At 61.6% G+C, this 20,756-nt stretch carries 19 protein-coding genes; 12 read left to right on the top strand and 7 right to left on the bottom strand.

Annotated features, from left to right (window positions below; genetic code table 11):
• Position 1: 1 nt before the first annotated feature.
• From EQV97_RS21340 to EQV97_RS21320, 5 genes are read left to right on the top strand one after another with little or no spacing between them, the layout of a single operon-like run.
• Positions 2 to 376 (top strand): type II secretion system protein, encoded by a 375-nt coding sequence (locus EQV97_RS21340; protein ID WP_122838457.1) that lies wholly within the window; start codon positions 2 to 4, stop codon positions 374 to 376.
• Positions 351 to 890, top strand: a complete 540-nt coding sequence (locus EQV97_RS21335) for a type II secretion system protein (protein ID WP_240889761.1) — start codon at positions 351 to 353, stop codon at positions 888 to 890. The genes EQV97_RS21340 and EQV97_RS21335 overlap by 26 nt, the downstream gene beginning before the upstream one ends.
• A complete protein-coding gene (csgE, locus tag EQV97_RS21330; protein WP_045058813.1) occupies positions 887 to 1,279 on the top strand; it encodes a curli production assembly/transport protein CsgE in 393 nt (130 codons plus the stop codon). Before EQV97_RS21335 ends, csgE begins: the two co-directional genes overlap by 4 nt.
• Positions 1,276 to 1,710 (top strand): curli assembly protein CsgF, encoded by a 435-nt coding sequence (locus EQV97_RS21325; protein WP_045058812.1) that lies wholly within the window; start codon positions 1,276 to 1,278, stop codon positions 1,708 to 1,710. Before csgE ends, EQV97_RS21325 begins: the two co-directional genes overlap by 4 nt.
• 27 nt (positions 1,711 to 1,737) lie before the next feature.
• Entirely contained in the window at positions 1,738 to 2,604 is an 867-nt protein-coding gene (locus EQV97_RS21320; protein ID WP_225568718.1) for a CsgG/HfaB family protein, read from the top strand.
• Between the two features lie 525 nt (positions 2,605 to 3,129).
• Here EQV97_RS21320 and EQV97_RS21315 read toward each other — a convergent pair.
• Genes EQV97_RS21315 through EQV97_RS21300 form a run of 4 tightly spaced genes read right to left on the bottom strand, consistent with a single transcriptional unit; the run spans position 3,130 to position 8,759 of the window.
• Entirely contained in the window at positions 3,130 to 4,578 is a 1,449-nt protein-coding gene (locus EQV97_RS21315; RefSeq protein WP_240889758.1) for a curlin, read from the bottom strand.
• Between the two features lie 27 nt (positions 4,579 to 4,605).
• Positions 4,606 to 5,070 (bottom strand): curlin, encoded by a 465-nt coding sequence (locus EQV97_RS21310; RefSeq protein ID WP_240889756.1) that lies wholly within the window; start codon positions 5,068 to 5,070, stop codon positions 4,606 to 4,608.
• Between the two features lie 60 nt (positions 5,071 to 5,130).
• Positions 5,131 to 7,377, bottom strand: a complete 2,247-nt coding sequence (locus tag EQV97_RS21305; protein ID WP_240889754.1) for an Ig-like domain-containing protein — start codon at positions 7,375 to 7,377, stop codon at positions 5,131 to 5,133.
• 35 nt (positions 7,378 to 7,412) lie between these two features.
• On the bottom strand, positions 7,413 to 8,759 hold the full coding sequence (locus tag EQV97_RS21300) for a hypothetical protein (RefSeq protein ID WP_122838462.1): 1,347 nt from the start codon (positions 8,757 to 8,759) through the stop codon (positions 7,413 to 7,415).
• A gap of 281 nt (positions 8,760 to 9,040) precedes the next feature.
• Between EQV97_RS21300 and EQV97_RS21295 the strand changes: the two genes are divergently transcribed.
• The 5 genes from EQV97_RS21295 to EQV97_RS21275 all read left to right on the top strand — a co-directional run bounded on the left by EQV97_RS21295 (position 9,041) and on the right by EQV97_RS21275 (position 17,480).
• Positions 9,041 to 10,489 carry an ATP-binding protein gene (locus EQV97_RS21295; protein WP_240889753.1) on the top strand — a complete coding sequence of 483 codons (1,449 nt, stop codon included), beginning with the start codon at positions 9,041 to 9,043 and terminating at the stop codon, positions 10,487 to 10,489.
• A gap of 184 nt (positions 10,490 to 10,673) precedes the next feature.
• Entirely contained in the window at positions 10,674 to 13,481 is a 2,808-nt protein-coding gene (locus EQV97_RS21290) for a multicopper oxidase domain-containing protein (protein WP_122838464.1), read from the top strand.
• Entirely contained in the window at positions 13,478 to 14,506 is a 1,029-nt protein-coding gene (locus EQV97_RS21285) for an SCO family protein (protein WP_201149781.1), read from the top strand. The genes EQV97_RS21290 and EQV97_RS21285 overlap by 4 nt, the downstream gene beginning before the upstream one ends.
• Before the next feature lie 87 nt (positions 14,507 to 14,593).
• Positions 14,594 to 16,084, top strand: coding sequence for an ATP-binding protein (locus EQV97_RS21280; RefSeq protein ID WP_225568711.1), 1,491 nt, complete (start codon positions 14,594 to 14,596; stop codon positions 16,082 to 16,084).
• Entirely contained in the window at positions 16,053 to 17,480 is a 1,428-nt protein-coding gene (locus EQV97_RS21275; protein WP_122838467.1) for a sigma-54 dependent transcriptional regulator, read from the top strand. The genes EQV97_RS21280 and EQV97_RS21275 overlap by 32 nt, the downstream gene beginning before the upstream one ends.
• A 5-nt stretch (positions 17,481 to 17,485) precedes the next feature.
• Here EQV97_RS21275 and EQV97_RS21270 read toward each other — a convergent pair whose 3' ends face one another.
• Entirely contained in the window at positions 17,486 to 17,869 is a 384-nt protein-coding gene (locus EQV97_RS21270; RefSeq protein WP_201149782.1) for a hypothetical protein, read from the bottom strand.
• A 238-nt stretch (positions 17,870 to 18,107) separates the two neighbouring features.
• Here EQV97_RS21270 and EQV97_RS21265 point away from each other — a divergent pair, with 238 nt between their 5' ends.
• Both EQV97_RS21265 and EQV97_RS21260 read left to right on the top strand, forming a co-directional pair.
• The gene (locus tag EQV97_RS21265) at positions 18,108 to 18,914 is read left to right on the top strand and encodes a class I SAM-dependent methyltransferase (protein WP_240889751.1); all 807 of its coding nucleotides are present in this window, start codon (positions 18,108 to 18,110) and stop codon (positions 18,912 to 18,914) included.
• Positions 18,915 to 18,980: 66 nt separating this feature from the next.
• Positions 18,981 to 19,373, top strand: a complete 393-nt coding sequence (locus tag EQV97_RS21260) for a cytochrome c family protein (RefSeq protein WP_122838470.1) — start codon at positions 18,981 to 18,983, stop codon at positions 19,371 to 19,373.
• A 64-nt stretch (positions 19,374 to 19,437) separates the two neighbouring features.
• Here the strand turns inward: EQV97_RS21260 and EQV97_RS21255 are convergent, their stop codons facing one another.
• Positions 19,438 to 19,839: a hypothetical protein gene (locus EQV97_RS21255; protein WP_240889749.1), complete on the bottom strand. Its 402-nt coding sequence runs from the start codon at positions 19,837 to 19,839 to the stop codon at positions 19,438 to 19,440.
• A 121-nt stretch (positions 19,840 to 19,960) separates the two neighbouring features.
• Positions 19,961 to 20,533 (bottom strand): chorismate mutase, encoded by a 573-nt coding sequence (locus EQV97_RS21250; protein ID WP_122838472.1) that lies wholly within the window; start codon positions 20,531 to 20,533, stop codon positions 19,961 to 19,963.
• Between the last annotated feature and the right edge of the window lie 223 nt (positions 20,534 to 20,756).

The raw sequence follows: 20,756 nt of genomic DNA, 5'->3' as shown, positions 1-20,756 counted from the left end.
CATGCGTCGGCAAAAGGGATTTACCCTGCTGGAACTGATGGTGGTCATGGCAATCATCGCAACCCTGATGACCATTGCCTTGCCCCGTTATTTCAACAGCCTGGAAACATCGAAAGAGACCACCCTGCGCCAGAGCCTGTCGGCGATGCGTGAGGCGCTGGACCACTATTACGGCGACACCGGGCGTTATCCCGACTCCATCGAGCAACTGGTTGAGCAGCGTTACCTGCGCAACCCGCCGATGGACCCGATCGCCGAGCGCAAGGATGCCTGGGTCATGGTCGCGCCGCCGGAGGGTGTGGCGGGCGGTGTTGCCGATATCAAGAGTGGAGCCACAGGGAGGGCGCGTGATGGCAGCCTTTATTCCGAGTGGTAGGCCGTCCGCAGAGGGCGGTTTCACCTACCTGGGCGTGTTGTTCCTGATCATGGTCATGGGCATGGGCCTGGCCAGCGCAGGCGAGCTTTGGTCCACCGCATCGCGGCGTGACCGCGAGAAACAGCTGCTCTGGGTCGGTACCCAATATGCCCAGGCGCTGCGCAGCTATTACCGCAGTTCGCCTGGCCTGGCGCAGTACCCCAAGGAGCTCGAAGACCTGCTGGACGACCAGCGTTTTCCAACGCCCAGGCACCATATCCGCCAGCTCTATCCTGATCCCATCGGTGGCGGTGAGTGGAGCCTGCAACGGGGCTTTGATGGACGCATCACCGGCCTCAACAGCCCGTCTACCGACAAGCCGCTCAAGCAGGTGGATTTCCCCAGCCAGTGGTCGGACTTCACCGGCATGGCCAGTTACAAGGACTGGCAGTTTGTCGCCGAGAAAGCCTTCCTCGATGGCGCGTCGGGTCCGGCCAAAGGTCAGTCCAGCGCACCCGGGGCGTTGCGGCCATGAACCGCCAATGGCTGGCCGCCATGGCCCTGGTGCTGGTGCTGCCGTTCGCCTCGGCCGGGGAAGAGGACGAAATGATGGGCTTCATCGTCGATGACACGATCTCGCACATCGGCCACGAATTTTACTACTCGTTCAGTGAACGCCTGCGAGCGACCAGCCCGATGGATTTCAACCTGGTGGTACGCGAACGACCTTCGGCACGCTGGGGCAGCCTGGTGACCGTGGAATACCAACAGAGACTGGTTTACCGGCGCTTTCTACCGCCGAACACCGTGGAGCTCAAGGACGAGGCTTATGACGCCGCCGACTGGGTTCGCGGACAGATTGTCCAGCGCAAGCTGGAAGCCTTGTTGCAAGACACCACGGACCTTGAGAGGGACGAATTATGAAGACGACATTGTTTTCGCAGCGCAGCGGCCTCGCGTGGGCAGGCATGTGGCTGCTCGGGATTACCAGTTGCGGTGTGGTCCAGGCCACTGAGCTGGTGTACACGCCGGTCAACCCCTCGTTCGGCGGCAACCCGTTGAACGGCACCTGGCTGCTCAACAACGCCCAGGCGCAGAACGACTACGACGACCCGGACCTCAAGGATCGCACCGCGATCGCCGGCACCTCGGCCCTCGAGCGCTTCAGCAGCCAGTTGCAATCGCGCCTGCTGGGGCAGCTGCTGGACAACATCTCCACCGGCAACGCGGGGAGCCTGTCCACCGACGCTTTTATCGTCAATGTCATCGACGACTCGGGCGCACTGACCATTGAAGTGACGGACCGAGCGACCGGCGAAATTTCGGAAATCCTGGTGAACGGCCTGGCTCCTTGAGCCAAGGACTGATGGGGAGTAACGGACATGAAAAAAATAATTGTGCTAGGGATGCTGTTGGCAGCCTTGCAGGGTTGCAGCCTGCGCGAGCCGATGCCGGCCGAGCAGGACAGCGAAACCCCGACCCTGACGCCCAGGGCGTCAACCTACTACGACTTGATCAAGCTGCCGCGTCCCAAGGGCCGCTTGATGGCCGTGGTCTACGGTTTTCGCGACCAGACCGGGCAGTACAAACCCACCCCGGCCAGCTCATTTTCCACCAGCGTGACCCAGGGCGCGGCGAGCATGCTGATGGACGCCATGCAAGCCAGCGGCTGGTTTGTGGTGCTGGAGCGTGAAGGGCTGCAGAACCTGCTGACCGAACGCAAGATCATTCGCGCTTCGCAAAAGAAACCGAACACGCCGATGAACATCCAGGCGGAACTGCCGCCGTTGCAGGCGGCGAACATGATGCTCGAAGGCGGCATCATCGCCTATGACACCAATGTGCGCAGCGGCGGGGAAGGGGCCCGTTACCTGGGCATCGACATCTCCCGCGAGTATCGGGTCGACCAGGTCACCGTCAACCTGCGGGCGGTGGACGTGCGCAGCGGCCAGGTCCTGGCCAACGTGATGACCAGCAAGACCATCTACTCCGTGGCCCGCAGCGCCGGGGTGTTCAAGTTCATCGAGTTCAAGAAACTGCTCGAGGCCGAAGTGGGCTACACCACCAACGAGCCGGCGCAGTTGTGCGTGTTGTCGGCCATCGAATCGGCGGTCGGCCACCTGTTGTCCCAAGGCATTGAACGCAAAATGTGGCAGGTCGCCGGCGACAACTCGGCACCGCCACAAAATGAAACCATGGAACGCTACCTGTCGCAGAACCGCGTAGTGCCGGAAGGCGAGGAAGAATAACCGGGCGGTCCCAGTCTTCCCTGATCCCACAGGGACTTGCAGTGCACAGGCGACTCCTGCGCGACCAAACTGTAGGAGCTGCCTGTAGGAGCTGCCGAGTGAAACGAGGTTGCGATCTTTTGATCCTGGTGGTGGCTAAACCAGATCAAAAGATCGCAGCCTCGTTTCACTCGTCAGCTCCTACATCGAGACAGGGTTCGAGACCAGCAGCTCTGCCAGTACCCTAACCCTCCGATACTCAAGCGCATCGCCCAAACCCTGTGTTGCCTGAGGGCGAAGAAGCATAAGCGGATGATCCCGGCCTTCCTTGCTCCCACGGGGATTTGCAATGCACGCGCGATCCCTAAGCGACCAAACTGTAGGAGCAGCCTCGTTTCACTCGGCAGCTCCTACGGTCAGCTCCTAAAGAATGGTCTGCACCCCAAAGTCCTGATTGATGTCCAACATCTCGGGGGGCAGCCCAGAACCGCGCAAGCAAAAAAAAACCGCGACCTTCAGGCCGCGGTTTTGGTACCCCCCTATCAGTTATTGCTGCAACACAGTCGCCTGGTTAGCCCCGCCAAACTGCTGCACCGTCGCCATCTGCGACACGCCGCTCTGATCAACATTGGCAACGTTCCCGGTCCCGCCCTGGGTCACATATGCCACGTTCATGCTGTCGGCCTGTTTGACGGTGATCTGGTTGTCACTGCCATACATCTGCGTGGTGAACGCCTGGTTGCCGCTGCCCGACTGGTCGAACTCGCTGCTGTTGCCGGTGCCGGTGGAGGAACCCTGGATCAGGTTGGTGGTGCCGCGCTGGTCGGCGATGAGAATGTTGTCGGTGCCGTTCTGGTCGAAGTACAGCTCGTTGTAGGACTCGGCCTGGCTGACCGTGGTCTTGTTGCCCAGGCCGCTCTGGTTGGTGGTCATGATGTGGCCGGCGCCGGTCTGGGTGAAGTTGGCGATGTTGGCGTTGCCGGTCTGGTTGACGGTGGCGCGCTGGTTGGTGCCGAACTGGCCACCAGATTGTGGGCCTTTCCAGTTGCTGGCGTAGACCTTGTTCTCGTTACCCACCGAGCTGGCATTGAGCACATGGCTGTCGCCGCTCTGGTAGGTAAAGTGGATGTTGTTGGTACCCTGTTGGTATAGCGCCAGGGTCGAACCGATAGATTCGAACTGGTCGGCGTAGAGTGCGTTGAGGTCGCCGACTTGCACGACCTGGGCGTAGTTGTTTTGCCCAAAACTCTGGTCGACGATCGCTTCGTTGGCCTGCCCGTATTGATCGACGATAACCTGGCTGGCGGCTTGACCGAACTGCCAGACTTCACTGCCGTTCATGTCGCCGAACTGGCTGATGGTCACTGTGCCGCCAACGCCGCTGCGCTGATCACCGTAGGCGTAGTTGTCGCCGCCGTTCTGGTTGATCGCAATTTGGCCACCCGAGTGACCGACCTGTTCTGCGGTGCCATAGTTGGCGGTGCCGTACTGCACCACGGTGGCGACATTCGCATCGCCCACTTCCATCTGTTCGATGTAAGCCACGTTGCTGTCACCGTTTTGAAAGGTCTGGCCCGAGGCGCCTTGCTGGCTGTCCTGGTAAATGAACGAAAAGTTGCCGCTACCCTGTTGCTGTTGCAGCGCTTCGTTGCCGGTCAAGCCGATGGACTGGCTGGCATGGGTGTTGTTGAACGTACCCACCTGCCGTTGCACGATGGTGCTGCCGTCCTCGAACAGTTGCTCGGCATAGCCGGCGTTGTAATCACCGACCTGATTCTGGTCGATGCTACTGCTTGCAGTGTCCTGCACCGCCATCGCGTCGTTACCCTGGCCGAACTGCTGCTCGGTTGCGGTGCTGAACGGGGCCTGGGTCTGCTTCACATTGGCGATGTTGGCATCACCGAATTGTTTCTGGGTCGAGATACTGTCGTCGGCCATGGCCTGGGCACTGACAATGACCAGGATGGCGGCGGTGAGGGGCGTCAGTTTGAACATGATGAAACCTCCGGGTAGTGCAGTGCTTTAGCGATATTGTTTGACCGAAACGCTCATGCCATTGCCCGACTGGGTAACGGCGCTGGAAAGCCCCGTGCCGGCCTGGTCGATGGTGGCGTCGTTGTTGTTGCCGTTCTGGGAGATCTGCGCGCGGTTGTGGCTGCCGGTCTGGGTGATGCCGGCGTTATTGCCCGAACCTTGCTGGGTGATCAGGGCCATCAGGTCGTTACCTTGCTGAAGAATGAACGCCTCCTGATTGCTGCCCGACTGGACGATGCTGCCGAGCAACGACTGGCCGTTCTGTTGCAGCAGCGCGACGTTGGCCTGGCCGTTCTGGTCGATCAGTGCCTGTTGGCCAACCGGCGGTGGCAGCTCGCCGAGGTCGGTGGCGGGGGCCAGGTCGTCGTTGTCCATCAGGTCGTCGTCGGCGCGCGCGCCAGCGCCACTGCAGAGCAGAAGCAGGCAGAGCAGGGCGGCGGTCGACGTTTTCATGGCGTTGTCCTGTGAGAAGAGGCTGGCCCCGTCAACTCCTGGAGTTGACGGGGCGAGGGCTCAGTTCGCCGTTACCGACACCGTACGCACGGTGCCTTGGGACGAGGTGATGGTGGCTGTCGGGTTCGCCGACGGGATCACCGTGGTGCTGTTGCTGACCGTCAACCGCCAGCGACCGGTCACTGGCACCGTGGTGGTACCCAGGGTCACCAGGCCCGTCGGGGTGCTGACCCGGACGGTGATGGTGTTGCCGGTGATCACCGAGCTGGTGCCGGCAAAGTCCCAGGTGAAGCGGTTGTTGGAGCGTGCCGACACCGTGGCCGTGGTCACTGTGAAGTTCTCCGCAGCAGGCCGTGGCGAGACTTGCACGGTGACCGTCGCCGGGGCCGCTGACACAGCACCGAAGCTGTCCCGGACGGTGTAGGTGAAGGTCGTGGTGAAAGCCGTGGTCACGGTGGCCGGTGGGGTGTAGGTCAGTACCGTGCCGTTGCTGCTGACACTGCCGCGACCCGCCGGTGGTTGGCTGAAGCTGGCGACTGCCAGGGGCAGGTTGCCTTCCGGATCGGTATCGTTGGCCAGCACGCTGATCGGTACCGCCACGCCCAGGGTTGCAATGGCATCGTTGACGGCCACCGGTGCCTGGTTAGGTGCCACGGTGATGGTCACGGTCGCCGGAGCGGTCGAGGCCAGGCCTTTGATGTCTTGCGCCTTGTAGGTGAAGGTGGTGGTCAGCGGAGCGTTGACCACCGCCGGGGGGGTGTAGACCACTGCAGTCGTGCCGCTCAATGCCACGGTGCCCTGTCCCGCAGCCGGTTGGGTCAACGCGGTGATGCTCAGCGGCACGTCGCCATCGGGGTCACTGTCGTTGGTCAGCAGGTTGAGGGTGATGGGTACGCCGAAGCTGGTGCTGCCGCTGTCGGCGACGGCCAGTGGAGGCTGGTTTTCGCCGGTGTTCGGCGCGCTGCCAACTACCACTACTGGCTCGGTGTCACTGCCGCCGGCGGCGGATTTTACCGTCACGGAAGCGGGGGGCTGGGTCAGATCGGCTATGGTGATTTTCTGCAGGGTGCCGGATTTCGACAGGCGTCCGTAGCCTTGCGCGACCATGTCCGGAATGGCCACTTCATCGGTGGAGGTGGCCTCGATCAGCAGGCTGTGGTTAGACCAGTTGTAGCGTGCGGTCTGGATTTTCACCACGTCTGTGAGCTTGCTCGATACGGCTGTCGGCCGGGTAGTGCCTGCCGGATTGGAAGCGGTGACCACTATGACCGGAGGCACCGGCCCAATAGCCTGGCGCTGACCGAAGAATAGCCCGGTGTTGTCCCCAAACAGGGTGGTCTGGCAGGGCGAAAGCGGTGGTCCGGGAACCAGCGCCACGCTTTCGCGGAAGCACAGGGACGAACCGCTGCCGGCCTTGGCGAACACTTCGACGCGCACGTTGCTGCTACCACCCGAGGTGGTGCGCCGGTAAGTCGCGCGGTCCACCTCGACCGGGGTTTGCGCACGGGCGTCAAGGACCTTGCCGGCCACTGTGAAGAGGTTGGTCTGGATGGTGCCCGCAGGCCCGGTGACCCGCAGGAAGTTGGTGTTGTTCGGGCTGCCGGTGACCTGCTCGGTGAGGTTCGGGTCGCCGACGAAGGTTTCCACGCCACCAGTGTCCGGGTTCACCTCGGTATAGGGGCCGTTGATGCTGCGCAGGAAGGGGCCGATGGCGCCATTCACCGCACCGGTGAAATTGCCCGGTGCGCCGATGCCGATGTCGCGGGTGATGTTGATCGCACGACGGCCAGGTGCCGTCACGTTGACCGTTTCCACACCATACGGGTGGGTGATGGTGTAGACACCGGCCGTGGGAATGTTCACCCGGATGCGAATCCGCGCAAAGCTTTGCTGGTCGCCATCGATCGGATTCTCTGAAGCGAATGCCGCTTCGATCCCGGCCACGTAGGCATCTACGCCATAGCCGGCGCCGTTATCGGGGATGGCCGTCTCGGCAAGAAACCAGAAGGCTTCCGGTGGCCAGTTGTCCGGGAACACCATGGGTTGGGTGTCATCGTAAATACCCGGTTCCGGCAGCAGGGTGCACATGTAGGCCGGCGGTACCGAGGCCGGCACCCGCGAGCTGGCGGCCCGGGACTGGCACAGTTCCATCGAGAGTTGATTGTTGTCCTGATACCACATGGGGAATTTCCCCGTGGCAAAGGTATAAGGGCCCGGGTCGACGGCGGCGAGTTGCGCGAACGCGCTGCCGGACAGCGATAGAGTCAGTCCCAGGGCGTTGAGCGCCAGGCGTGGCCAATTGTTCATGATGCCTCCTGATGAGGATCTGGGCATGTGAGCGTTCATTGCACGATGACCACTTCTTCGGTGTCGCTGCCGCCATTGGATGACGTCACACGAACCCGGGACGGTGGAATCGGCGAGATACCGGTGGCCAGGGTTTTCACCGCGCCTTCGCCGCTGAGGGCGCCGATGGCGGCACCACTGCCTGACGTTGCCGTGAGCACTGGCGGCGAGGTTTCATCGCTGGTGGAGGCCACGAGGGTCAGCTGCCCGGAACTCAGGCTGTACTCGGCCCGCTGGATCACCACCAGGTCGGTCAGAGCCATGGGCAGGGTGGTCGGCGTGCTGCTGGGAATGGCCAGGTGGTTGTCGGCGGTCACTTGCAAGGTGGTCGGCAAGGTCGGGTTGGCCGACGACTGCGCGTACCAGTTGCCGGTGGTGTCGGCTTCACTCAGGTTCAGGACCGGGGTACTGCTGGAGAGGGTCACGCTCGCCGGTGGCGGTGGCGCCATTACGAACACGTCCTGCTGGGCCACTGGCGCGCTTTCACCGGCGGTGCGTGAGTAGGTACTCCGCTGGGCGATCATGGGCGTGGGGCGAACCACGGTGGATAATTTGCCCGAGATTGAAAACAGCGTAGTGCGAAGGTCCAGGCCGTTAGGGCCTTCGATGCGCACGAAGTTGGTGTTGAACGGGCTGCCGGTCACGGCTTCCGTGAGGTTGGGGTCGCCGACGAACTGTTCGGCGCTGCCGGTCAGCGGGTTGGTCTCGGAGTAGGGGCCGTTGACGCTGCGCAGGAAAGGCCCGACATCGCCCTTGAGGGCGCCGTCATAGGTTTTCGGCGTGCCGATGCCGATGTCCCGGGTCATGTTGATCGCGCGCCGCCCGGGGGTGTCGATGTTGAACACATCGACACCATAGGGGTGGGTGATCACGTAGGTGCCGGCGACGGGCACGTCGACGCGAATCCTTACCCGGGCAAAGCTGACCTGGTCGCCTTCCACCGGTTCTTCGGCGGCGAAGGCCGCTTCAATGGCGGTGCCAAATGCCAGGTCAATCCCGCGTGCGGCGTCGACGATTGCCGCGTCGGCAGTAAACCAGAAGGCTTCGTCGGGGAAGTTAGTGGGGAAGACGATTGGCTGCGCGTCATCGAAAACCCCGGGAGTCGGCAGCAGGTTGCACATGTAGGTCGGCGCGCCGGGTGCGCCTGGAACCCGCGAACTTACCGCCTTGGACAGGCACAGGTCGAGGGTCCGACCGTGCGTGTCCTGATACCAGGCGGCGAAGCCACCGTTGCCAGGTAGATAGGGTCCGGGATCGACTGCAAACAGCGCCGCCTGGGCGACGCCTTGAGCCAGAGCACTGACGACCAGGGCGGCCGCCGTTTTGGACAGTAAAGGGTGCATGAGTATTCCCTCTATTGGAGACCTGTCCCTTGGGGATGGGTCAGTTGAGAGGGGTTTCGGCAACTTCCGTACCAGAAAGCGAAAATGCCCCGCACAGGCCCGGCGCACGGGCGTGCAGGTGCGAGAGGGTGGCGTCTTGAGTGAAACACCATCGGGCCCCAGCCCCCAGAGTTGGGGGTAGATGGGGGCGGCGGGGAATGGGGGGCAGCCACCCCCGGGATCGGGCAAAGATCGGCGGGTGGGCTATAACCCTATAGGGGAATTCGTGCGGAACACTATCCATGGCCAGGTCGACTCAAACACTCGCGTCCCACCAGGGCGATGTTCGCCTGGGCTCGCGCAAGCAGCCGTTCAACCTGTTGCGCTGGTTTTCGCTGATCAGCATGGCGGTCATCGGCACGGTGGCGATCGCCCTGGGGGCAGTGTCGACCCGCTTCGTGATTACCGAAAGCGTACAGCGTGACGCCTTGCTGACCTCGCAGTTCATCCAGGCAATCGCTTCTGCCGAAGTGCGCCACGTGTCCATCCCGCATGTGCGGACCATGGGCGAGCTGCTTGACCCGCGCCAGGACCGCAATTTTTCCGACGTCGACCCCTTGGCCCGGGCCAAGGCCCGCGGCGAATTCCTTGACCATATCGAGCACCTGCCGGACGTGATTCTGGCCAACATCTATGCCCCCGACCGCACGGTGATCTGGTCGACCAACCCGTCCCTGATGGGCACCACCATCCACACCGATGATGACCTGGACCAGGCCTTCAATTCCAGAATCCCCGTGTCCGCCAGTTATCACGAAGTGGACAAGAGCCGCATGGAGCAGAAGTTCGTCACTCCCCCGGAATACATTTTCATAGAGAATTACATTCCGTTGTTCGATGCCGACGGCGACAAGGTCACGGCGATGGTCGAGATCTACAAGGAGCCCAAGGACCTGATTGATCGAATGCAGCGTGGCCTGTTGTTGATCTGGCTGGCCACGGCCCTGGGCGGCGGGCTGATTTACCTGGGGCTGTACTGGATCGTGCGGCGCGCGGCGAATTTGCTGGCGACCCAGCAGAAGCAGTTGATCACCAATGAAACCTTTGTGGCCCTGGGCGAAATGTCCTCTGCGGTTGCCCACAGCTTGCGCAACCCCCTGGCGACCATACGTTCCAGCGCCGAGCTGGCCCTGGAGTTCGACACTGGCGCGGCGCACAAGAACATCAACGACATCATCGGCCAGGTCGACCGCATGTCGAAGTGGGTGCGCGAGTTGCTGCAATCCTTGCGCCCGCTGAGCGAAGAAGCGGAACCGGTGAACCTGGTAGCAGCGTTGCACGACAGCCTCATGGCGTTCGAGCAGCAGATCGCCAAGGGCGAGATCAATGTGGTGTTCGAGCCCACCCAGACGCCAATGGTGCGCAGCCAGCAGGTGCAACTGAACCAGATCCTCAACAGCCTCGTGTCCAATGCCCTGGAAGCCATGGACAAGGGGGGCACCCTGACCGTGCGGCTGGAGCCGGGTGATGCCCGTAGCGTCAGCGTGGTGATAAGCGACAATGGCAAGGGCATGAACGCCGAACAACGCACCATGGCCTTCCGCCCGTTTTTCACCACCAAGCAGGGCGGACTTGGCGTCGGGCTGGTGTTGGTCAAGCGGATAATGGAGCGTTTTGGCGGCTCGGTGCAGCTGGAAAGTCGCGAAGGCGAGGGCACTTGCGTGCGCCTGTGGTTCAAGCTGATTCCCTGAAACTGGGGATGAACTTTCCCCGCTAGCGGGTGTCATTCCCCAGTCACTTCGATCAGTCATGGCACATTGATGTTGTTAAGCCATTGTATTGAATGACGTTAATTATTTTGTATTAATCTGTTACAAGTCTGGCGAGCTCCTTGCAATTCCACCAGTACCCCTTCTGACTGTGAGGCGGCTGGTGATGAACAGGCAATCGACACACCCCTTCAAACGAACCTGCAAGTGGTTCACGCCCGTGGGCATCCTCCTGATGACCCTGGCTGCATCTTCCTTGCGTGCCAGCCCGATCGACGACGAGCGACAGCCCGAACCTTCGGACCCTTCGGCTTATTACGACGAACCCGAGGACAAGGTCGGCGCCTTGAATGCGATCCTCACCATGCCGGAGGCCAACGAGGATTCCTTCGATTTACCCGATGGGGTCAAAGGCAGCCGCGACACGCCGCGTCAGGAAAACATCCTGCCGCCGACGGTGCAGACCAGTTTCAATTACCCCACGAATGGCAAGCCCAGCCCACTGTTTGGCGCCCAGCCGTTTACCCAGCAACTGGTGCTGTTCGAAGAATTCGGCCCGGAAAAGCTTGACCCGACCACACCGGCGGCACCCCTGCCGTTTCCGCCCGTGGCGATCGGCCCGGCGCCGCAACAGGACCCCACCAGTGCGGCGCGCAGTGCACCTCCAGGCGTCGCGCTAGATGCTTTCCTGCGTCAGCCGGGGCTGACACCTTTCCCCAGTCAGTTCTCCAACGTGGTGGACCGCAACCCCTGGCAGGCGCAGATCGAATATTTCCTCAACCGGCATATCGGCTCGTCGGCAGAAGGGCGCCCACCTGGAAAGGGCTGGTCCCACCAGCGCTGGAACGAGTTCTACCCGCAACTGGCCTACAAGACCGTGCAGACCGGTGCCCGGGTCAATGGCGGGCTGCGTGATAGCCGGCAGATGCATGGTTATGCCCTGGGCGAGTTCGGCCCCGGCGGGCTCTACCACAACGTGGCCGGCGTCCCGGCTACCGACGGCACCGCCAAGGGCGTCGACCCGCGCTTTCACCCGAACATGCCGGTGCAAAACCACAATTCGGTCTGGACCTTCGACGGCACCCTGCCGCCCAAGTTGTTGATGGTGCGCTACGGCCAGCCCGTCCTGATGCGGCACTACAACGGCCTGCCCATCGACCCGGCGGCCAACATGGGCTTCGGCCTGCATACCATCAGCACCCACGAACACAACGGCCACGCGCCAGCGGAAAGCGATGGCTATGCCAATGCGTTCTTCTTCCCCGGCCAGTATTACGACTATCGCTGGCCGATCCAGTTGGCCGGCTATGACAGCATCAACACCGATGCCCAGGATCCGCGCGCGGCGTTCCCCTGCTCGCCGGGCGAGACCCTCTGGACCAACGACCTGACCCCCAGCCGCAAGACCTGCGACCACGGCACGATCAAGATCCGTGGCGACTGGCGCGAAACCATGAGTACCCACTGGTTTCACGACCACATGCTCGATTTCACCGCGCAGAACGTCTACAAGGGCAACGCGGCGATGATGAACTACTACAGTGCCCTGGACCGCGGCAACGAGTCGGTCAACGACGGCGTCAACCTGCGCTTGCCCAGCGGCAGCGCCTTGCCGTGGGGCAATCGCGATTACGACGTCAACCTGGTGATCGCCGACAAGGCCTGGGATCAGTCCGGCCAGTTGTGGTTCAACCCGTTCAACACCGACGGCTTTCTTGGCGACCAGATCCTGGTCAACTGGCAGTGGAAACCCACCCTTGATGTACGCGCCCGCAGCTATCGCTTGCGCATCCTCAATGGCTCGGTGTCGCGTTACTTCAAGCTGGCCATCGTGCGCGAAATCAAGGGCAGCAGCGGCGAGTTCCAGGGGCCGAAAAACTCCGGGGTATCCTACAGCCGGGTGCCGTTCCACATGATCGCCAACGACGGCAACATCATGGAGCACAGCGTGCCCTTCGACGGCAGCATGGACCTGGATGCCGACGGCGATAAACAGAACCACAATGCGATCCTGCCGACCCAGGGCATCGCCGAACGCTTCGATATCATCGTCAACTTCGCGAAAAACGGCATTAAGCCAGGGGACAAGCTGTTCGTGGTCAACCTGCTGGCCCACGACGACGGCAAGGGGCCGAAAGAGCCAATCCCCCTTGGCGATGTGCTGTCGGAAAAATACCTCGCGGTGCTCAAGCAATCGAGCAAGGGGCCGCAATGGGACAAGGGTGACCCGGGGGTTGGCAAAGTCCTCCAGCTTAACGTCAAGGCCTACACCGGCCAGGACCTGGCCATGGATCCGGCAGCCTACGAGCCGGCCAAGCCGGGCAAGGCCGAAGGCATGGTGATGATCCCGCTGAAGATCCATCGTGACAACGCCGCCGACAAGCTGCTGCTCGCCCAGGCCCGTCACCGCACCTTCACCTATGGCCGCTCGGATGGCACCGATGCCGCGCCCTGGACGGTCAAGACCGATGGCGGTTTCGGCTACCACATGGACCCGCGGCGCCTCAATACCTCGATTCAGCTTAAAACCGGACCCACCGACGCTGGAGTCAGCGGTTTCGGCACCCTGGAAGTGTGGAACATCAAGGCCGGCGGCAAGGGCTGGAGCCACCCGGTGCACGTGCACTTCGAGGAAGGGATCATTCTCAGTCGCGGCGGCAAGGCGCCACCGGAATGGGAAAAATGGGCGCGCAAGGACGTGTACCGGATCGGCTCGGAAAACGACGGCCTGGACAGCGTGGAGTTTGCGATCAACTTCCGTGAGTTCGGCGGCACCTACATGGAGCATTGTCACAACACCCAGCACGAAGACAACTCCATGCTGCTGCGCTGGGACCTGGAAAAACCCGGGCAATTGCAGCTGATGCCAACGCCACTGCCAAGCTGGGACGGGGTGCGCTATGTGAACTCCGCCGCACTGCCAACCTTCCGCACCGGCGACGGTTTCGGACCGCAAGTGACGGTGAAAAAATGAACCGCCTACCGGTCGACCGGCCACTGCACACGCCGCGCTCCCGTGCCCTGTCCATGCACCTGGTGCTGCTGCTGGTGACCTGCGTGCTGGCTGGCCGGTTGCTGCTGGCACACGAGGCGGAGTCCGCGGCGAATGGCTCGGTGACGCCCTGGGGCGGCGATTATTTCCCCAACACCCAGCTGACCAACCAGGACGGTCAACAGGTGCATTTCTTCGACGACCTGATCAAGGGCAAGGTGGTGGTGATCAACTTCATCTTCACCTCGTGCAGCGACTCCTGCCCGCTGGAAACTGCGCGCCTGCGTCAGGTGCAGACGCTGTTGGGGGATCGGGTCGGCAAGGACATCTTCTTCTATTCGATCAGCATCGATCCGCTAAGCGACACACCTGCCGTGCTCAAGGCCTACGCGCAACGCTTCAAGGTCGGGCCGGGCTGGCAATTTCTGACCGGTGAATTCGACGATGTCACCGAGCTTAGACACAAGCTCGGGCTGTTCATCGAAGGGGTCGACAACGGCCGTAACAAGGACCACAACCTCAGCCTGATCGTCGGCAACCAGGAAACCGGCCGCTGGATGAAGGCCTCGCCCTTTGAAAATCCGTGGATCCTCGCCGATCAGCTGGCCAATACCTTGCAGAACTGGAAGCAGCCGAGCATTGAACAAAGTTATGCCGACGCCCCGCAGATCCGCCCGCCGAGCACCGGCGAAGAACTGTTTCGCACCCGCTGTGCTTCGTGTCACAGCCTTGGCCCGCAGGATGGCCAGGGCATTGGCATGCGCAGCATCGGGCCGGACCTGATCGGCGTGACCCGCCAGCGCGACCCGGCCTGGTTGAGTCGCTGGATTCGTGAGCCGGACCGGATGCTGGCGGAGGGGGACCCGATCGCGACGGCGCTGTTCGAACGCTTCGAAAAGATCCCGATGCCCAACCTGCGGCTGGATGAAAGCTCGGCCCAGGCGGTGATTGATTTTCTGACGCAAGAGACCGAACGCCAGCAGGCGCTGGCGGCACAAACACAATAGCGGCGATTTACCATCATTGGACCGTCGGAGGCGTTGATTGCCACCTACACTGATTGGGAACGCGCCCCTGTATCCCGGGATAGGCCCATGCACAGACCACAACAATTAAAAGCATCTGCGCCGCCTTTGGCCGCAATGCGGGAGGGCTGGCCTGGTCAGTTCAATCTGCTGCGTTGGTTTTCCGTGGGCAGCTTCGTCATCATCGCCGCCGTGGCCCTGGGCCTGGGTTATATCTCCACGCGTTTTGTGGTCGAGGAGAGCATCGAGCGTGACTCCATGCTGACTGCGCAATTCATCCAGGCCATCGGTGACGCTGAAATCCGCCATGCCTCGATCAATCCGCGCCGGACCATGGGCGAGATGCTTGACCCGCGTGATGACAACGCTTATCCGGACGTAGACCCCGCGACACGCGCGGCGGCCCGGGTTGAATTTCTCGACCACGTGGAGCACTTGCCGGACATCCTGCTGGCCCACGTCTTTGCACTGGATCGCACGGTGGTGTGGTCGACCAACCCCGACCTGATCGGTGAGCGCATTACCGGTGACGAAGAACTGGACGAATCATTCACGATGAAGGAGGCGGTATCCACCAGCTATCACGAGGTCGATGATGAGCGTCCCGAGCAGCGGTTCCTGCGCGAGCCGGCTTATCTGTTCGTCGAGAACTACATCCCGATGTTCAACGCCGACAGGAGCAAGGTCATTGCCATGGTGGAAATCTACAAGGAGCCCGTAGACCTGGTAGCGCGCATCCAGCGAGGCTTCAAGGCCATCTGGCTGGCCACTGCACTGGGCGGCGCGGCCATCTACCTGGGCTTGTTCTGGATCGTGCGGCGCGCTGCCAGGCTGCTGCAGGCCCAGCAGAAACTGTTGATCGCCAACGAGACCTTTGTAGCCCTGGGGGAGATGTCATCCGCAGTGGCGCATAGCTTGCGCAATCCCCTGGCGAACATCCGCTCCAGCGCCGAACTGGCCCAGGACATTGCCAGCCAGAACGCTCAGAAAAACATAAGCGACATCATCAGCCAGGTCGATCGCATGTCGCGCTGGGTTCGCGAATTGCTGGTGTCCTTGCGCCCGGCCAATGACGATTCCGAAGCCGTGGACCTGTTGCTCGCCGTCGAGGACACGCTGAACGCCTTTGAACCGCTGATCCGCCGCTCGAACGTCGAGGTGCGCTTCACTCCGCGCTTGATCGAACCGGTCGTCAGTCAGCGGGTGCTGCTCACGCAGATTCTCAATAGCCTGTTTGCCAATGCCCTGGAGGCCATGCCCAAGGGCGGCGTGCTGACGATCGGCCTCGATTCGTCGCAGCCGGGGCAGGTGAGCCTGACGTTGAGCGATACCGGCAAAGGCATGACCGCGCAACAGCAGCAGATGGTCTTCAAGCCGTTTTTCACCACCAAGCAAGGCGGTTTGGGCGTGGGCCTGGCCCTGGTCAAAAGAATAATGGAGCGTTTCGAAGGCTCGGTCGAACTGACCAGTCGGGAGCTGGAAGGAACCCGCGTATGTCTCAACTTCAAAGTGGCAACGGGAGGGGAATATGGAGCACAGCATACTGCTGGTCGAGGATGACGAACTTCTTGCCGAGAATATTCAGACCTACCTGGAGCGCAAAGACTTCGAGGTCACGGTCTGCCACTCGGCGGAAGATGCACTGGAGCAATTGCGCACGTTTGCGCCTGATGTGGTACTGACCGACAACTCGTTGCCGGGCATGAGCGGTCACGACCTGATCCAGAAGCTGCGCGTCAGCGCGCCGGATCTGAAAGTGATCATGATGACCGGCTACGGCAATGTCGAAGACGCTGTGGTGGCGATGAAAGAGGGCGCCTTCCACTACGTCACCAAGCCGGTGGCCCTGCCGGAGCTCAAGCTGCTGCTGGACAAGGCCCTGGCCACTGATCGAATGGAGCGCACGCTGTCGTTTTATCAGGAGCGTGAAGCACAGAAGTCCGGCGTGCAGGCGTTGATCGGCGAGTCGGCACCCATGCAATACCTCAAGGGCACCATCGCCCAACTGCTCGACGCCGAGCGGCGCATGGCCAACACCGACTTGCCGCCGGTCCTGGTGGAGGGCGAGACCGGCACCGGCAAGGAACTGGTGGCCAGGGCGCTGCATTTCGACGGGCCGCGCAGCAAAGGTCCGTTCATTGAGTTCAACTGCGCCTCGATTCCATCGAACCTGGTGGAGTCGGAGTTGTTTGGCCACGAGAAGGGCGCCTTCACCGATGCCAAGGACCGCCGGGTCGGATTGGTCGAAGCCGCCGATGGCGGCACCCTGTTCCTCGATGAAGTGGGCGAGATGGACCTGCTGCTGCAAGCCAAGCTGCTTAAACTGCTGGAAGACCGGACCATCCGCCGGGTCGGGTCGGTGAAGGAGCGCAAGGTCGACCTGCGGGTGATCAGCGCCACCAATTGCAACCTGGAACAGATGGTGCAGCAAGGCAAGTTCCGCCGCGACTTGTTCTTCCGCCTGCGGATCATCTCGATCAAGGTGCCGCGGCTGTATGCCCGCGGCGAAGACATCCTGCTCCTGGCCCGGCATTTCCTGGCGGCCCACGGCAAGCGCTATGGCAAGCCGAACCTGCATTTCAGCGATCAGGCCGAAGAACTGCTGCTCAGCTACAGCTGGCCGGGCAACGTGCGCGAGCTGCGCAACATGCTCGAACAGACCGTGCTGCTGGCCCAGAGCGATACCATCGCAGCCCATCAGTTGAACGTGTGCCTGAGCCTGGTGGACGATCCACCCATTATCCAGGAGGCGCAACACCACGAGCCGCGGCCGGTCTACAACGGCACGGAGTCGATGAACCTGCCGGAGGTCGAGCGTGACATGGTGCGCAAGATGCTCGACAAGACCGACTGGAACGTCACCAAGTCAGCGCGCCTGCTGGGCTTGAGCCGCGACATGCTGCGCTACCGCATCGAAAAGCTCGGCCTCTCGCGTCCGGACAAGCGCCAGTGGTAGCCGGGCTACAACGCCGGGCCCTGGCGACTCAGGCAGGCGAGCAGGCACGTGGGGTCGAGGACTTCTTCGTTGACGTACACCCCGCGCTGCGCGTCATAGGAGCGGATGAACACCCGTACGCTGGCGTCCGCGATGGTCGGCAGGCGCGAGTCGGTAAACTCCTGCCGGCTGGCTATCGGGATGAAGTCCTGAGGCGAAGTCGAGATGTATGACCCCGGCGGCACGGTGCTGATGGACGGAGGCGAGGGGTGGGCGAAGGGCTGGTCCGCGCCGTAGTAGATGAACTCGCTGTTGTAGGTCTGCGTCTGCATCGGACTGTCATCGGCCTGGGCGCCGTTGGCACCGAGCAGGCATACAGCGAGCGACATCATCAGCTTGGTGTTTTGCATGGCATCACCTGATTTTTCGGTAATTTCCCCAAGGTCGTTAACTATAGACCTTGCGCAGGGGGCACACGTTCACCGCCAGGAGATTCCCCTCGCAGGGGCGAGCTCTGCTCGCGCTTAGGCTATTGAAGTCAGCGAGTTTGCCCCTTACAAGAATCCAACAATCTCCCAATGGGTTTTCCTGCACCTCTCACCTAGACTCCTTCACCGGTCAATCAAGACCAGATCTCTGGAGCCTGCAATGGAAATGCCGACCAAGGAAACAGCCATCGCCAGCAACCGCGAGGCCTGGAACGACTCCGCCCGCCATCATCGGGACAATCCTGAATGGCCGGCGCTGCTCAGTGCTGTAGAACACAATGATTTCAGCTGTCTTGACACCACCTTGCACATGCTGCTGGAGCAAGTCGGCGTCGCAGGAAAAGACCTCGTGCAAGTGGGCTGCAACAACGGCAGGGAAAGCCTCTCGCTGTTTGCCCTTGGTGCCCGTAGCGTGGTGGGTATCGATCAATCCGCCGCTTTCCTCGATCAGGCGCGGGAACTGGGGGCGCGCTCGCCCCATCCTGCACAGTTCATCGAAGCCGACATCCATCACCTCCCAAGCGATCTCCACAATCGTTTCGATGTGGCACTGGTCACTATTGGCGTATTGAACTGGATGCCGGACATTGGCGAGTTCTTCCGCCATGTGGCCCGCATCCTCAAAACCGGTGGCGCGCTGGTGATCTACGAAACCCACCCGTTTCTGGAGATGTTCGACCCCGAGGCGAGCGATCCGTACCGCCTGGACAGCTCCTACTTTCGCAGCGAACCATTCGTGCAAACCCAACCGATTGTCTATGCCGGCAAGGTCGAGCAGCAGTCCGCAGCGTCATACTGGTTCATCCATACCCTGGGCGACATCTTTACCGGCGCCCTCGATGCAGGTTTGGCGATCAGCCATTTCAAGGAGTATCCACACTCCAATCGCGAAGAACTGTACGACCGCTATGAGCAGCAGAGCGCCCAGTTGCCCATGTGTTTCACCTGGGTGGCGGTGAAAACCTGATTGAGAAAGATGGGGCAATCCGTATCCTGTGCAGCCTGCATAGTGCTCGTCTGATCAGGAGTGAAAATGAACAACGCCGCTGGAATCACGGTTGCCTTGTTGCTCAGTGGTGCATTGTTCACCGCGCAGGCCCATGGTGCGGGTGATGTGGAGGCAGGGCAGAAGCTGTTTGGCCGTATCTGCGGCGGCTGCCATCAGGTCGGAGAGTCCGCCCGGGCGTCTTTCGGCCCGCAGCTCAATCAGATTTTCGGCCGGATGTCCGGCAGCACCACGGATTACCAGTATTCCGATGCGATGAAATCAGCCGGTATCACCTGGACCACGCAAACGCTCACCGCGTACCTGGAAGCACCGAAAAAGGTGGTGCCCGGGACCCGAATGATCTTCTGGGGGCTCAGCGATCCGGATAAAGTCGCGGATGTGCTGGCCTACCTGCAGACGTTCCAGGACGGCCAATGACCAGACAGAAAAAACCCGGCTGCTGAGGCCGGGTTATTTTCGGGTGCTGCCGTTAACACTTTACTCATGCGTTGCGACTCTCGATCAGGCGATCGGAGCCACCTTCGGCCACACGACGCTCCAGCAGACGATCGGAGCCACCTTCGGCTACACGACGCTCCAGCAGACGATCGGAGCCACCTTCGGCTACACGGCGTTCCAGCAGACGATCGGAGCCACCTTCGGCCACACGGCGTTCCAGCAGACGATCGGAGCCGCCTTCGGCTACACGGCGTTCCAGCAGACGATCGGAGCCGCCTTCGGCCACACGGCGTTCCAGCAGACGATCGGAGCCACCTTCGGCTACACGACTTTCAATCAGGCGATCCGACCCGCCTTCAGCGACGACGGGCTGGGCGGAAGTGGCGGCGAAAGCGTTAACTGCAAAAACCGAGAAGGCGATGCTGAGAAGGACCTGGCGTTTCATGATGGTGTGCTCCGGGGTGTTATTGGTTGGTATGGAGCTGATGTTACGCCGGAGATTTATTATGAGAACTTCATTGAGTTGATGGTGACTATCGACGCCAGCAATGGCTGCCAATCGCCCATCACTGGGCAGTGATACACAGATCACCCGTCGCCCGGATCAATGCCTGTCCATGCAGAGCGTCCTTGATCAGGCCGGACCGGGCGGTGGCTAGCCACAGGGGGCAGTCGGGGTCGGTACGATAGCGGGCGAACGTGGCGTACTCGGTCAACAGTCGGACTTGCAGCTGATCCAGGCGCGGCCGGACCTGCGTGGAAAGGTCTGGCCTCGGCGTATCGGGTGCCTTGCCAGCCGCTTGCCACTGCGCAAGCAAACCGTACTGCACCAGCTTGCTGGCCTCAATCTGCGCGGCAATCAACTCCGCGACCTCGTCCGGGTCGAGTTTGCGTTCCAGCGCCTGTTTCCTGGCATTGGCAATGACTTGCGCTTCCCGCGCACTGTCTTGCGTCGGCTGGCGCGTATCCCATTTGCTCAGCGCCACCTGATCGGCAATGCTCAGCCGCTCATACATCGTCACCAGCAATGGTCGCAAACTGTCGGGCGCCGGGGCGGGCACGGCCGCCTGCGCTCCACACATGAACAAACCGAGCATCGCAGCAGGCAACAGCTTTGGCAGGGACGGGCACAAGCGCATTGGCAAAAACCTCATGGGTACAGTGGTCACTACTCAATAAGTATGTAACACAGGTGTGCCGGTGGTCATAAGTGTCAAATTGCCTGGTTTGCCCACAAAAATGTATGGTCAGCCCATCTCCTGCAACCTCATGGGCTGTTTTCGGTAAAGCTGGCTTGCGCTAATGTATCCGGGCTCGTTGTGAGCGTTGCTGTAACAACGCTCGGCCCTCGATGAGTAGCCG

The organism is Pseudomonas sp. TMW22090 (genome assembly GCF_022496665.1).
GTDB lineage: Bacteria > Pseudomonadota > Gammaproteobacteria > Pseudomonadales > Pseudomonadaceae > Aquipseudomonas > Aquipseudomonas gregormendelii.
The sequence above is the reverse complement of the archived record's forward strand: the minus strand, read 5'-3'. Positions and strand labels throughout refer to the sequence as shown.

Bases quoted from the DNA above. Each gene is read 5' to 3' on its own strand.
- EQV97_RS21250 (WP_122838472.1), bottom strand. From the start codon at position 20,533: ATGCGCTTGTGCCCGTCCCTGCCAAAGCTGTTGCCTGCTGCGATGCTC.
- csgE (WP_045058813.1), top strand. From the start codon at position 887: ATGAACCGCCAATGGCTGGCCGCCATGGCCCTGGTGCTGGTGCTGCCG.
- EQV97_RS21265 (WP_240889751.1), top strand. From the start codon at position 18,108: ATGGAAATGCCGACCAAGGAAACAGCCATCGCCAGCAACCGCGAGGCC.
- EQV97_RS21310 (WP_240889756.1), bottom strand. From the start codon at position 5,070: ATGAAAACGTCGACCGCCGCCCTGCTCTGCCTGCTTCTGCTCTGCAGT.
- EQV97_RS21275 (WP_122838467.1), top strand. From the start codon at position 16,053: ATGGAGCACAGCATACTGCTGGTCGAGGATGACGAACTTCTTGCCGAG.
- EQV97_RS21340 (WP_122838457.1), top strand. From the start codon at position 2: ATGCGTCGGCAAAAGGGATTTACCCTGCTGGAACTGATGGTGGTCATG.
- EQV97_RS21270 (WP_201149782.1), bottom strand. From the start codon at position 17,869: ATGCAAAACACCAAGCTGATGATGTCGCTCGCTGTATGCCTGCTCGGT.
- EQV97_RS21300 (WP_122838462.1), bottom strand. From the start codon at position 8,759: ATGCACCCTTTACTGTCCAAAACGGCGGCCGCCCTGGTCGTCAGTGCT.
- EQV97_RS21260 (WP_122838470.1), top strand. From the start codon at position 18,981: ATGAACAACGCCGCTGGAATCACGGTTGCCTTGTTGCTCAGTGGTGCA.
- EQV97_RS21320 (WP_225568718.1), top strand. From the start codon at position 1,738: ATGAAAAAAATAATTGTGCTAGGGATGCTGTTGGCAGCCTTGCAGGGT.
- EQV97_RS21305 (WP_240889754.1), bottom strand. From the start codon at position 7,377: ATGAACAATTGGCCACGCCTGGCGCTCAACGCCCTGGGACTGACTCTA.
- EQV97_RS21255 (WP_240889749.1), bottom strand. From the start codon at position 19,839: ATGAAACGCCAGGTCCTTCTCAGCATCGCCTTCTCGGTTTTTGCAGTT.
- EQV97_RS21295 (WP_240889753.1), top strand. From the start codon at position 9,041: ATGGCCAGGTCGACTCAAACACTCGCGTCCCACCAGGGCGATGTTCGC.
- EQV97_RS21290 (WP_122838464.1), top strand. From the start codon at position 10,674: ATGAACAGGCAATCGACACACCCCTTCAAACGAACCTGCAAGTGGTTC.
- EQV97_RS21280 (WP_225568711.1), top strand. From the start codon at position 14,594: ATGCACAGACCACAACAATTAAAAGCATCTGCGCCGCCTTTGGCCGCA.
- EQV97_RS21325 (WP_045058812.1), top strand. From the start codon at position 1,276: ATGAAGACGACATTGTTTTCGCAGCGCAGCGGCCTCGCGTGGGCAGGC.
- EQV97_RS21315 (WP_240889758.1), bottom strand. From the start codon at position 4,578: ATGTTCAAACTGACGCCCCTCACCGCCGCCATCCTGGTCATTGTCAGT.
- EQV97_RS21285 (WP_201149781.1), top strand. From the start codon at position 13,478: ATGAACCGCCTACCGGTCGACCGGCCACTGCACACGCCGCGCTCCCGT.
- EQV97_RS21335 (WP_240889761.1), top strand. From the start codon at position 351: ATGGCAGCCTTTATTCCGAGTGGTAGGCCGTCCGCAGAGGGCGGTTTC.